At 52.9% G+C, this 12,233-nt stretch carries 10 protein-coding genes and 1 pseudogene; 8 read left to right on the top strand and 3 right to left on the bottom strand.

Going from position 1 to position 12,233, the window contains the following annotated elements:
• Positions 1-40 precede the first annotated feature (40 nt).
• On the bottom strand, positions 41-481 hold the full coding sequence (gene cadR / locus RY831_RS23965) for a Cd(II)/Pb(II)-responsive transcriptional regulator (RefSeq protein ID WP_326508893.1): 441 nt from the start codon (positions 479-481) through the stop codon (positions 41-43).
• 215 nt (positions 482-696) lie between these two features.
• Between cadR and RY831_RS23960 the strand changes: the two are divergent.
• The 8 genes and pseudogenes from RY831_RS23960 to RY831_RS23925 all read left to right on the top strand — a co-directional run.
• Positions 697-1,137 (top strand): annotated as a pseudogene (locus RY831_RS23960) (heavy-metal-associated domain-containing protein); the annotation flags it as partial.
• Positions 1,138-1,248: 111 nt separating this feature from the next.
• Entirely contained in the window at positions 1,249-4,185 is a 2,937-nt protein-coding gene (locus RY831_RS23955; protein ID WP_326508959.1) for a heavy metal translocating P-type ATPase, read from the top strand.
• Positions 4,182-5,120, top strand: coding sequence for a phosphatase PAP2 family protein (locus tag RY831_RS23950; RefSeq protein ID WP_326508892.1), 939 nt, complete (start codon positions 4,182-4,184; stop codon positions 5,118-5,120). The genes RY831_RS23955 and RY831_RS23950 overlap by 4 nt, the downstream gene beginning before the upstream one ends.
• Positions 5,110-5,628 (top strand): signal peptidase II, encoded by a 519-nt coding sequence (lspA, locus tag RY831_RS23945; RefSeq protein ID WP_326508891.1) that lies wholly within the window; start codon positions 5,110-5,112, stop codon positions 5,626-5,628. Before RY831_RS23950 ends, lspA begins: the two co-directional genes overlap by 11 nt.
• 1 nt (position 5,629) lies before the next feature.
• Entirely contained in the window at positions 5,630-6,130 is a 501-nt protein-coding gene (locus RY831_RS23940) for a protein-disulfide reductase DsbD N-terminal domain-containing protein (RefSeq protein ID WP_326508890.1), read from the top strand.
• An 89-nt stretch (positions 6,131-6,219) separates the two neighbouring features.
• On the top strand, positions 6,220-7,851 hold the full coding sequence (gene lnt, locus RY831_RS23935; protein WP_326508889.1) for an apolipoprotein N-acyltransferase: 1,632 nt from the start codon (positions 6,220-6,222) through the stop codon (positions 7,849-7,851).
• A 164-nt stretch (positions 7,852-8,015) separates the two neighbouring features.
• Positions 8,016-8,639, top strand: coding sequence for a cation efflux transmembrane domain-containing protein (locus RY831_RS23930; RefSeq protein ID WP_326508888.1), 624 nt, complete (start codon positions 8,016-8,018; stop codon positions 8,637-8,639).
• 110 nt (positions 8,640-8,749) lie between these two features.
• Positions 8,750-9,118 (top strand): response regulator transcription factor, encoded by a 369-nt coding sequence (locus RY831_RS23925; RefSeq protein WP_326508887.1) that lies wholly within the window; start codon positions 8,750-8,752, stop codon positions 9,116-9,118.
• Between the two features lie 842 nt (positions 9,119-9,960).
• On the opposite strand, the gene RY831_RS23920 is transcribed toward RY831_RS23925, so the two are convergent.
• Entirely contained in the window at positions 9,961-10,992 is a 1,032-nt protein-coding gene (locus RY831_RS23920) for a hypothetical protein (RefSeq protein ID WP_326508886.1), read from the bottom strand.
• 342 nt (positions 10,993-11,334) lie between these two features.
• Positions 11,335-11,739 carry a hypothetical protein gene (locus RY831_RS23915; protein WP_326508885.1) on the bottom strand — a complete coding sequence of 135 codons (405 nt, stop codon included), beginning with the start codon at positions 11,737-11,739 and terminating at the stop codon, positions 11,335-11,337.
• Between the last annotated feature and the right edge of the window lie 494 nt (positions 11,740-12,233).

The raw sequence follows: 12,233 nt of genomic DNA, 5'->3' as shown, positions 1-12,233 counted from the left end.
GCTTAAAGAGACTGATAACGCCGGTCACCGGTAATACCGTTCACTCCACCGTCTTCAACCGGGCAAGTGTGGTAGCTTCATGCGCCAAATCATGCAAGATGCCACAATGCTTGGAAACGTTGGTGGCATCACACAGGCGACGCAGTTCCTTGAGTTGTACCTTGAGCGCTTTGAGGCTTTCTATTCTGGCATGGACGTGCGCAATATGCGCATCCAGCAACGCGTTCACATCAGCGCAGTTTTCATTGGGGGCATCGCGAAATCGTAGCAAGGTACGGATTTCATCGAGCGTCATATCCAATGAACGGCAATGACGTATCAGCGAAAGACGTTCGATGTGCTCACTGCCGTACATCCGGTAATTCGAATCGGTGCGCGACGGCGCAGGCAGCAGTCCATGTCGCTCATAATATCGAATGGTTTCTGTCGTACACCCAGCGCGCTTTGCCAATTCGCCGATCTTCAAATGATCCGTTGCCACCTGTCATCTCCACCAAAAGCTTGTAATCACTTTATAGTTTTTTACGATAAAGTCAAGAGCGGCTGACGAACTCTAACGATCTGTTGATGCTGAGAAATCCTATATATATCATACGGATAGAGATCGAAAGTGCTCAATTTGAAATGATGCTTGACCTTGAAGCTGCTTCATGGTTTTAAATGGCAGCATGAATTATGCCTTTACCGAGTTAATAGATGAATAATTGCATATCGAAAGAAAGTACTGCAGGCGGTTGTGGCTGCACTGGTACAGCGGATGCGGATAGCAGTCTCGTGGTGAAGCAGGCACTATTTCATATTGAAAATATGGATTGCCGCTCTGAAGAAACCATGATCCGGAAGCGACTTGCGACTGTCTCAGGGATGGAGGCGCTTGAATTTGATCTGGCCGCACGCCAACTCAAGGTAACACATACCCTTTCTTCAATTGCCCCCTTGCTCGACGCTCTGTCTGACATTGGCATGAAAGCCAGAGAACTTGGCACAAAGGCGGGTAACACCGTGACTTCGAATTTCTTCATTCCTAACATGGATTGCAGAAATGAAGAAGGGTTGATCCGGAAACGCCTTGAGACGATGGCCGGGATCGAGGCCCTGCAATTTGACCTGCAAAAACGAAGCCTTGTCGTTACCCACAGCCTTGGTGCGGATAATGGAATTTTGCAAGCGCTCGCTGATATCGGGTTTGCGCCACAACCTCAGAACAGCGCTGAGGTCCCCGCCTGCGCGGCCACTTGCACCTCCTCATTGGCAGATCCTACGGCATCAAGCTCGGTGAAGCCGGTTGTGGAAGCACCCTTGACCAAGACCTCGTTCAGAATTTTCAACATGGACTGCCCCAGCGAGGAACGGCTGATACGCAATGGTCTAGGAAATATCCCCGGTGTTCACGAACTCACGTTTGATCTGGAACAGCGTACCCTGACAGTATCCCATACGCTGCCATCGCCATTACCGTTGCTTTCCGCATTGTCGGCGGTGGGCATGAACGCGGAAGAGGCGTCCGAGGTAACAAGTTCGTTGACGAATGAAGAAGCAACGTTGTTTATTCCGAATATGGATTGCCCGACCGAGGAGCGCCTGATAAGGGACGCCTTGAAAAACCAGCCTGGCCTCGATGCATTGAGATTTGACTTGCAGCAACGTACGTTGACATTGACTGGTACAGCGGCGGTGCTGGCACGGGCGAGGCAGACATTAACCGGCATCGGCTTTGCACCGCAGGAAGGCTCAGACAGGCATATCAAGCCAGGCAGCGGGGAAGCTTCAAACTGCAGCAGCGACATGTCTCCTGCAGACTCCTGTGGCTGCACAGGCATGACTGCCATTTCCCTGAGTCGGCCGACGACCATGAAGTCGGGCGACAGGCAAACGATGTTCCGTATTGAGAACATGGACTGTCCGACCGAAGAAGCCTTGATACGTGGAAGCCTTGGCAAGATGTCTGGCGTTACGGGACTGGATTTTAACCTGATGCAGCGCACCCTCAAGGTTAGCCACACGATGCAATCCACCGCACCTCTGATGAAGGCCTTGTCAGGCATCGGGATGAAAGCGCAAGAAGTTACTGGAGGCAACCGTGGCACGCGAACGAGCTTAGTCATTTCGAAGATGGACTGCCCGACCGAAGAGGCGTTGATACGCAAGCGCCTCACCGGCATGCCTGGCATCGAGGATATGCAGTTCAACCTGATGCAGCGCACACTGACCCTGACGCATGCACCGGAGGCATTGGATGCCGCCATGCGTGCATTACAGGAGATTGGGCTTGCGGCGGAGAAAAAGTCCTCCGTGGTTGCAAGCGAGAACGAAGCAAGGTCGCCAGTGTCTCGTTATGCGTGGTTGCCGATGGCATTTTCCGGCGCCTCCGCATTGGCTGCGGAAGTCGTGCATTGGGTTAACGGGGGTACCAACTGGTTGGTCATCGCGCTGGCGCTTGGAGCGATTTTTTCCGGCGGACTGGACACGTACAAGAAGGGTTGGATTGCGGTCAAGAACCGCAATCTGAACATGAATGCGTTGATGTCTATTGCGGTCACCGGTGGATTGATCATCGGGCAGTGGCCGGAAGCGGCAATGGTCATGTTCTTGTTCGCCCTTGCTGAGTTGATCGAACAAAAATCGCTGGACCGGGCACGTAACGCCATTCGCGGGTTGATGGATATGGCACCGGAGACGGCAACGGTACGTCAGGTTGACGGTTCCTGGACGCAGGTTAGCGCCAATACGGTTGCCATTGGCGCGCAGGTTCGCGTCAGGCCGGGCGAGCGCATCCCGCTGGACGGCAAAGTCGTCAGTGGCCAGTCGACGATTAATCAGGCACCGATTACCGGTGAAAGCGTACCGGTGGAGAAGGGAGTCGGCGATCCTGTCTTTGCCGGTACCATCAACGAAGCCGGGTCTTTCGAATTCGAAGTCACTGCACGTTCGGACAACACGACTCTGGCCCGCATTATCCATGCAGTCGAAGAAGCACAGGGAACAAAGGCGCCGACTCAGCGGTTTGTCGATCAGTTCTCGAAGGTCTATACGCCGGCAGTTTTTCTTGTCGCCTTGTTAGTTGCCGTCGTGCCTCCGCTGGCATTTGGGCAAGCATGGTATGACTGGGTGTACCGAGCACTGGTTCTGCTGGTGGTCGCTTGTCCGTGTGCACTGGTCATATCCACCCCGGTGACGATTGTCAGCGGTCTGGCCGCAGCCGCGCGCAAGGGCGTCCTGATCAAAGGCGGTGTCTATCTCGAACAAGGCCGCAAGCTGAATTGGCTGGCACTCGACAAGACCGGAACCATCACGCTGGGTAAGCCGAGCGTGACCGAATATCAACCGCTAGCCTCGAGCCCAGACCTGGTGTTGGCTCTTGCGTCCAGCCTTGCCTCACGTTCAGACCATCCGGTATCCCATGCGGTAGCCGCCTATGGCGACGCACAATCCGCCGCCCACCTGGAGGTCGATGATTTTCGCGCGTTGTTGGGGCGTGGTGTTGAAGGTAAGATGAATCAGGTGTCCTATTGGCTTGGCAATCAACGCCTGGCGAATGAACGTGGCCAACTGAACGAGGAAGTAGCGAGCAAGGTCGAAGCGCTAGAGCGGCAGGGCCGTACCGCGGTCATGCTAGGCAATGCAGACCGCGTTCTGGCACTCTTTGGTGTGGCTGACACGGTACGGCAAACCAGTCAGCAGGCGATTGCGGAGCTGCACGAGCTTGGCGTGAAAACCATCATGCTTACTGGCGACAATGAACATACTGCGCTTGCGATCGCTCGGCAGGTCGGCATCGATGATGCACGCGGCAACCAGCTACCAGAACAAAAATTGCGTGTGGTTGAAGAGTTGGGCCAGCGCGGTGCCACCATTGGCATGGTCGGCGACGGCATCAATGATGCTCCGGCACTGGCCAAGGCCGATATCGGCTTTGCGATGGGTGCCGCGGGGACCGATACGGCAATTGAAACGGCAGATGTGGCGCTGATGGACGACGATTTGCGCAAGGTGGCCTCCTTTGTGCGTCTATCCCGTGCCACTTCTGGCATCCTGACGCAAAACATCGTCCTGGCCCTGGCCATCAAAGCGATCTTCATTATTCTGACGTTCACCGGCCATGCAACCATGTGGATGGCTGTATTCGCCGATATGGGCGCCAGCTTGCTGGTGGTGTTCAATGGATTGCGATTGCTGCGTAAATGAGCCTGAAGGCGCTGCTTTATGATTGGCATGGCTGGAACCTGGCGTTGTTCAAGGCAATCAACCAGCGTGGAAGCGATTTTACTGACAGTTTTGCTGCCATTGGAAATGCCGTCGGCGATTACGCGGCAATGCCGGTTCTGGCAGGCATATTGCTGCTGACCGCAAAGATGGCCAGCGATTGGCATCAGCATGACACAGCGGTGCAACTGCAGTGGACGGCCAGACGCCTGATGACCGGCTATGTTCTGGCGTGGTGTATTGTAGCCACATTGAAACTGGGATTTGACTATCCCCGCCCGTTGACTGTCCTCGGCGCTGAAGTACGTGTCATCGGCTTACCATCCGATCACTACAGTTTTCCAAGCGGGCATGCCAGCTATGCCGGCCTGGTGTCCGTGGTACTCTGGTCACTGTTTCGACCAGCGTACCGTGGCATCCTGCCCATCTTCGCCGTTTGGGTGGGCTGGTCACGTATTGCCAGTGGCGCTCACTTCCCAACAGATGTCGTGACCGGGGCGCTCATCGGGATGGTCTCGGCATGGTTGGCAACCCGGCTGGTACTACGCCTACCCAAGGATGGCAATTTCCTCGCGTCGCAAATTCACTTCCACCGCCTCCTCGTGCAGGCGAAGCTTGCCTTCGCTGCGGGCAACCTGGACCGGTCCCTTGCCTTGCTTCAGCAGGCACATATCGCCGGTCATTTATTACTGGGCCCGCACTTCGTCGCGCACCTGTGGATGCTGCGGGTGGCAATCGCCCGCAGCGATTGGGCCGAAATACGTGGACAAGGGATACGAATCGCGGTAGTACCGGTTGTGCACTTGCTTGGCCGTCTACCGGCCTGCAGTCCGGAAAGCGCTAGCCCGAATACAGTTAAACCGGCTCCCGAATCGACTGGGATTCGGCCGATTCTTAAGGAACATCATGAACAATAAAGTCTATACAATCACCCGCGGTAACAACCCAACGGGAAAGTTCTTGCAGTGGTATGTCGTAGCGCTGCTGGTCTTTTTATTGGACGCGGGATCAAAGGCGGCTGTCCATAACTGGATGCCATATGGCCAAGCCATTCCTTTCACAGATTTCTTCAACTTGGTGCACGCCCGTAATCCTGGCGCTGCATTCAGCTTTCTCGCCGATGCTGGTGGGTGGCAGCGATACTTCTTTATCGTATTGGCCTGCGTCATTTCAATATGGCTCGCATTGGAGCTACGCAAAGCGCTACCGGAATTGCAGGCCGTGGCCTACAGTTTGATTCTTGGAGGGGCGCTTGGCAATGCGTTTGACCGTGGTCTGCGCGGCTATGTCGTCGATTATTTGGATTTCCACGTTGGCGGGTGGCATTGGCCAGCGTTTAACATCGCAGATATTGGAATTGTCTGCGGTGCTGCCCTCATGGTACTTGCCACCTTGCGCGAGACGCCGAAATTGGAGAAAACCTGATATGAAAGCGTGCCTGTCTACCCACTGTGACCTGCGACTGTTGCTACAAGCGGCACTATGTGCAGCGGCGTTGACTACTGTAGCTCCGACCGCATTCGCACAGACTCCATCACTATTCGAAAAGATAACAGGACGTGTGCCGGAACCGGTCTCGCCGGATGAAGCCTTCAGCGTCAAGGTACGGCAAATGGATGCGACAAGGATTGCCGTGGATTACTCGATACGGCCGAATTATTACCTGTACAGGGAACGTCTTGCTATCTCCCTTCAGAATGCACAGGGAGTACGTATTAGCCGTATCGATTACCCGCCGGGAGTTATCAAGCAAGACAAAACGTTTGGCCGCTCCGAGGTCTATACCAAGCCGTTTGTCGTCACGGTGCATCTCGAAGGGAAGGGCGCCGTACCAGCCATTATCGCCAAATACCAGGGCTGTTATGAATTGCTCGGTGTTTGCTATCCGCCTGAAACCAAGGCCCTCCCGGTTGAGGCAAAGCGTTAGCCGAACACGCAGCCTTGAGGAAACCAACACTCGATGCCGGCGGCACACTATGCCAGAGTTGACCAGTAAACAAATGCCAAAAGGTGTGCATGATTCACGCAAATGCCATTCAGCAGTGTGTCAAACGACAAGGTGCGTGCATAAACAAGATTAAAGGCCTTAGTTTGGTGCGCGGGAGCACGTATGCCTTCTTGGCTGGCATGCTCGCGGTGCTAGGATACGCTCCCTTCTATGCCTTTCCAGTACCGGTCCTGGCTCTTGCCGTCCTGTTTGCTGTTGTAGCCCGACAGGAGTCAATGCGGGCTGCAGGGCTGGTAGGTTTTGTCTTTGGCATGGGGACGTTTGGCACTGGCGTCAGCTGGGTCTATGTCAGCTTGCACGAGTATGGAGGATTAAACACCGCAGCTGCGGTCGTCATCACAACTTTGTTTTGTGCGTATCTGGCTCTGTTCATCGCCTTCGCCAGCGTCCTTGGCTGGCTGGTTCGCCACAGGTCACAGGCTGTATATTTTTTTGTCATGCCATCGATATGGGTGGCGTCGGAGCTGCTGAGGGGTACGCTGTTCACCGGTTTTCCCTGGCTTGCAGTCGGATATTCGCAGGTCCCTGACAGTCCGCTCGTCGGATTCGCTCCGATCGTGGGTGTGTACGGCTTATCCGCCATTGTTGCGGCCAGCGGGTCAATGCTGGCGTATGCGTTTTTGTCACCTGCGTCGGCCCGAGCGCGTCTGTCGCTGCTTGCAATACTATGCGCAATCTGGGGCGGAGGCGCGTTATTGCAGCTAATCGCCTGGACGACTCCCTCAGGTGCTCCCATTCCCGTGTCACTTGTTCAAGGCAATATTGCGCAGGACCTGAAATGGCAGCCGGAGCAGCTGGAATACACGTTGAACGCATATCGCTCGCTGATTGAACAAAGCACCGGCAAACTGATTGTAACGCCGGAAACAGCGCTACCCTTGTATGCCGACCAGATTCCGGCAGCATACCGACAGCATCTTGCCGACTTCGCGCGGCGCCGACAGGCCGATATCATTGTAGGCGTCGTGGAGCGGACCACAGGGAAAACAAATGGCCGATACTACAATAGTGCCATCAGCACGGGTGTCTCTGCGGTGCAGACGTACCGTAAGCGGCACTTGGTGCCTTTCGGAGAATATATTCCGGCCAAGCCAATATTGGGCGGGCTGCTAAAGGTTCTGCAGATTCCTTTTAGTGATATGTCGGCCGGCGACCCTGCACCATCCGTGTTGTCATTGGCCGGTGAAAAAGTTGCTATCAATATTTGTTTTGAGGACGTCTTCGGCGAAGAGTTGGCGTCTGCGCTTCCGCAGTCTTCTTTGCTGGTAAATATGAGCAACCTCGCTTGGTTTGGTGACTCCCTGGCGATCCCTCAGCATCTACAAATAGCACAAATGCGTTCGCTCGAAACGGGGCGCTATATGCTGCGGGCGACGAACACAGGCGCCACCGCGGTCATTGATGAACGGGGCCGAGTGGTACGTCAGGCGCCGGCGCATAAGGCGTCGATCGTGAACGCCATGGCGCATGGTCGCGCTGGTAGGACGCCGTTTGTCAGGTTTGGCAACACTCCAGCCCACCTGTTTGCCGCGACCGGTTTGCTCGGTGCCTTGGCGCTTGTGGTTGTAAAGTGGCACCATCGAATCAAGCGTGCAGTGCCGCGTTGCACAGCGGCGCGCTCCAGTGATCCAGGCAGTTGAGCGCCAATGCCGATAAGAGAAGGAGAGGCGTTACATCTGCAATCTGCTAAGGGGAACGATGAGGCAGCCGGCGATTTACTAATTCAGGCATGCATGACGTTGGCAGCAGGGGCGGGGCGGCATGTGGAAAGTTTGATCAATAGTGGCATTCATGAAGGATGGCAATGGATAAGAAACGAGATGACGAAGAGAGTGAGATTGCATTGGATGCCAGAGATGCCGCACAGCGTAGGACGCTAATGCAGGTACTCTTTATTAACATTGGACAGGCCATCGTCATTGGGATCGTCGGCTTGCTTGCTCATTCCACAGGCCTGATGGGCGCAGCCCTCGATAATCTTGGGGACGGTCTTGTTTATGCGGTTAGTGTCTACGCAGTTGGTCGTACTATCGTTGCCAAAACACGTGTCGCGCGGCTGTCGGCACTATTTCTGTTCGTGCTGTCGTTCGGGCTTCTGATCGAAGTGATGCGCCGGTTTTTCTCCGGAGGAGAGCCCGCAGGCATGATAATGATTATTGCAGCGATCGCTAATGCGCTAACCAATCTTTATTGCCTGCGTTTGTTGCGTTCGCATCGGCGGGAAGGTGTGCATTTACAAGCGTCATGGGTGTTCACCACCAATGACATGTACTCTAACGCGGGCATCGCCCTCTCGGGCTTGGCCGTCATGTATTTCAAATCCCCCATCCCAGACCTTCTTATTGGCTTGGTGGTCGTCGTGGTGGCTTTTTTGGGCGGTAAAGAGATCCTGGAGCAAGCCAGTGATGCAGACAAGGCCGCGAACTAGTTTTCTGCAAAAGACGGCTGTCGAATATTGAAAACGCATCGGGCTTACCGCCAAGCGACTGCAATAGTTGCAGGCAAGTTACAATTTGATGTAAAGGAGTTGTTAAACCCATGCATATTCTGATCATCGAAGATAACTTAGATATCGTTGCCAACCTAGCAGCATATTTAGAGCCACTAGACTATAAATTGGACGTTGCACACAATGGCACCATCGGCCTCAGGCGCGCTCTAGCTAAACATCATGATGCAATCCTTCTGGACCTTTCTCTTCCAGATTTGGACGGTTTGGAAGTGTGCCAAAGATTACGCTCTGAACACCGCATCGCAACTCCAGTCTTGATGCTGACTGCCCGTGATATGGACGCGGATATCGCTGCCGGATTCAACGTTGGAGCTAACGATTATCTCGTCAAACCGTACTCGCTATTTGAGCTTGAGGCACGGCTGAAAGCGCTGGTACAGCGTCACCCTAGCTAATATGAATTGCAAGCTTTCACTCGTTGATTTGTGGGGGGATCATCAATGGGGAAGCATTGACGGACCGGATAGGTGCTTCCATTTAGCCGAAGGAATACAAGTACCGGCTTTCGGAAAACTACAAAGATACCCTCACAGTCAGTCGGTCATCTCACGATGGCACCGACCATGACAGTACCGCGACGAGAATTTAAGACTACGGTATTGGATCTGTCGCCCTGCTTTAGCTGCACTCAGTAGTCCTCAAGCTTGAACGAGCCGTAGGTGGCGCTGAGGTAGCGCATGCGTGAAATCGTGTGCTGGCGCGTGCGGGTATGGCTAGTGACGGATCCACGTGCTGCTCAAACGTGCAGGCTGGCAGTTGGATCGGAACAAGATGTTTCAATTGGATGAGCAAGAGCAGTTGCAATTGCAGGCAAAATGCCGATACGCTGTAAATCTTCGGTATGGCGGGAGGCCGGTATTAAACCGACTCATCTGGATCAGGAATTAAGCAGCGATTCTAATGCGGACAACCTGGCCAATGGTGACAGGTGCCGTAACTTGGGGCGAGCCAGCAAGTAAAAAAATATAGAAGTTTCCTTATGTAAAGTCCTTCACTAATTCTGGCGTAAGAAAGAAGTATCCACTAACCTTTGAAGGTTTTATGACGCCTGTTACGGGTTCTTATTAAAAACTGTTGAAAAGCATAAAAGGACTACGAATTGGATAAAACGCACAAAAAACCGGCCGAAGTTGCTACCAATTCCCACCAAGGCGGCTTTTGTAATAAGTGACTGTGGAACATCACTAGAGCTACGAGGCCTTTAAACCATTCGCCAATCTAAAAGCCTCGCAAATCCTTAGCTATGTACCGGTGTCCCGTTGAGGGCCGCGAGGAAACCCTCGAAAAACGGAATCTCACGGTGGTCAGTCAACACATTGACAAGAGGCTTGAGATTTTTATAAGTCAGAAGTACGTGCCCTGTACTGACAATGGACGCTGCCGATTCAAGCACATTCTCGACTGTTCCTGCCCATCGTTTCCAACGACTTAACTGCTCGAATGACAGTAGATCGATGTTCAGGTCGTTAAGAGCCTTGATGTTTTCTTCCAAGTCCAGCACCAGCAGCTTTTTGAGATTGTTCTCCGGGTATAGTGCTTCGAGGCCTGCTATTTGGGCAATCGTCTCATGAACATAGTGCGGTCTTGGTAAAGACTTCTTCTGATCGTTCTCCATTTTCTGGATCTCCTGTTCCGTAGCTTCCCGTGAAATGATGAGGGAATTAGACTTGGTCTTCACCATGTCAGCTACTTGTCTGGAAATCTCTTTCGGACAACGCGTGGAAGGAGTAATCAGTAGATCACTATATCTATGCACCCAATCTGCACCTTTGGCTCCTTTTCGCATCGCCTCAATACGGGCCCGCAACTCTGGCAACCGGAGCTTGAAATTCCAGAGAAATTCTCTGTTTTCTTGTTCGGTGAGGTCGCGGTCGAATTGATTAGCCAAAATCTCGAAATCCACTCCGAAGTATTTCCTGCCGCAGTCTTTGCCAATGTTCGTCTCGTGACCATCTTTGGTCGTTACGATGTACCCTCGTGAATGCAGAGTACGACAGTGCGACAGACCACAAGCAACCTTATCTTCAAACTTATAGCGCCCAATGATGGTGTCTAGTTTGTGCGCTGATGCGTCGAGATCCTTTACGAACCCGAAGCGGTTTTGAATCTCATCCCAGTTTTCTACCTTTATAAGGCCTTTGGATGTGCTGATTGTGATCATTAGGCAGGCTGGCGAACGTGCGTCAGCAATAGTTGGAGGAATTCCTATTTTAAACGGTGATAATGATGGTTTAAACCCAATTGCTACCAAATTTATGGCTTCATCCATAAAATTTGCTGGTTTTTGGGGCTATCGTCGAACCGTTGGATGATTAAACTACCGTCGAAAGATTTGTGGCCGAAAACGGGCAAGAAAGTCTAAATTTTCTGTCCACTGAAATGAAGTGGGCAACAAAGTCCGAATGCCCCGAAAACTATGCCCTCAAGAATATATTCGGACTTTCTTGCCCATTCATGATGTACTTTCTTGTCCGCTGACTTCAGGCTTGATGAATATAGAACGACCATCGCGGACATGCCATGTACGCCCTATCTACTCAAGCATTTTACATAATAACAATTACGCGCCATTTAATTGCACACAATCTAAACGAGATAACACCGGTTTCCGTCATGGATTCTCAAGCAAAACCGCACCAATGTACACAAAAAGTACACAGCCAGAAAATGGAATGAAATTTAAGTTATTGATTTGATTGAGAAACTTAATGCGAAGCGCACTAATTTGCATGCAAAGTACGATCACCCCAAGTCGAAGAAAGTGCATGGTCAAACCCCATGAAGAAGCAGGGTTCCCCGCAGCTGCTTTGGCCGCTGCATCAAGCTGGTCCCGTATGGCAATCGCTTCGTTGTAGGTCAATCCTTGGTATGGGAGATCTTCTCTCACATGTCGCGTTGCATTGTCTGTGAGACGGTTACGGTAGATCCCATAACGCGCTGTTAATCTGTGCTTGGCTCGAAGAGTATCGAGCGAAGGCGCGAGTTCTGTCGCGCTGGTGACGGTGAACGGGTCCATGATGATCCTAACAACTAAGTGCTCCCTATGCTAGGTGCGTTTAACGCACCTGTCAACGCACTAGCGGCACCCTCAGGCCGGATTGCCAATCCCCAGTCGGAGATTCGGTATTGAGGACCAACCTTCTCGATAGTGACCCCCGCTTGTTCCCGAGCCTGTTCGATCAACGCTGTAACGGTTTTGTTTGAAAGGCCCGTCCTGGCGGCGATTCGGATCAGCGTCGCATGTTCTAACTCAGCGATGGCGCCGAGTACGCTAAGCATACGGCGTAAGTCGCCTTTCTTGTATACCGTCTTTGCCGGCATATTTAGGGGTACGTCTGACATCACAAGTGAGGGATACAGGAAAGACAACATCGTAGCAGTGTTTGCCTTTAGCTGACCGACGCGCCAAAGGCAGGCAAACAATCGACCGTTCCCGCATATATCCCGGAACAACGTTGGGCGGCTATGGGCGAGGCATCGCTTGCAGTTCGATGTGGTGCATCACTCTCT

It is taken from the genome of Noviherbaspirillum album, from assembly GCF_035916955.1.
GTDB lineage: Bacteria > Pseudomonadota > Gammaproteobacteria > Burkholderiales > Burkholderiaceae_D > Noviherbaspirillum > Noviherbaspirillum album.
Note: the sequence above shows the minus strand (reverse complement) of the source record. Positions and strands in the feature narration are given on the sequence as shown.

Coding starts and splice junctions, on each gene's coding strand:
- RY831_RS23950 (WP_326508892.1), top strand. CDS start 4,182: ATGAGCCTGAAGGCGCTGCTTTATGATTGGCATGGCTGGAACCTGGCG.
- lspA (WP_326508891.1), top strand. CDS start 5,110: ATGAACAATAAAGTCTATACAATCACCCGCGGTAACAACCCAACGGGA.
- RY831_RS23940 (WP_326508890.1), top strand. CDS start 5,630: ATGAAAGCGTGCCTGTCTACCCACTGTGACCTGCGACTGTTGCTACAA.
- lnt (WP_326508889.1), top strand. CDS start 6,220: ATGATTCACGCAAATGCCATTCAGCAGTGTGTCAAACGACAAGGTGCG.
- RY831_RS23930 (WP_326508888.1), top strand. CDS start 8,016: ATGGATAAGAAACGAGATGACGAAGAGAGTGAGATTGCATTGGATGCC.
- RY831_RS23925 (WP_326508887.1), top strand. CDS start 8,750: ATGCATATTCTGATCATCGAAGATAACTTAGATATCGTTGCCAACCTA.
- RY831_RS23920 (WP_326508886.1), bottom strand. CDS start 10,992: ATGGATGAAGCCATAAATTTGGTAGCAATTGGGTTTAAACCATCATTA.
- RY831_RS23915 (WP_326508885.1), bottom strand. CDS start 11,739: ATGGACCCGTTCACCGTCACCAGCGCGACAGAACTCGCGCCTTCGCTC.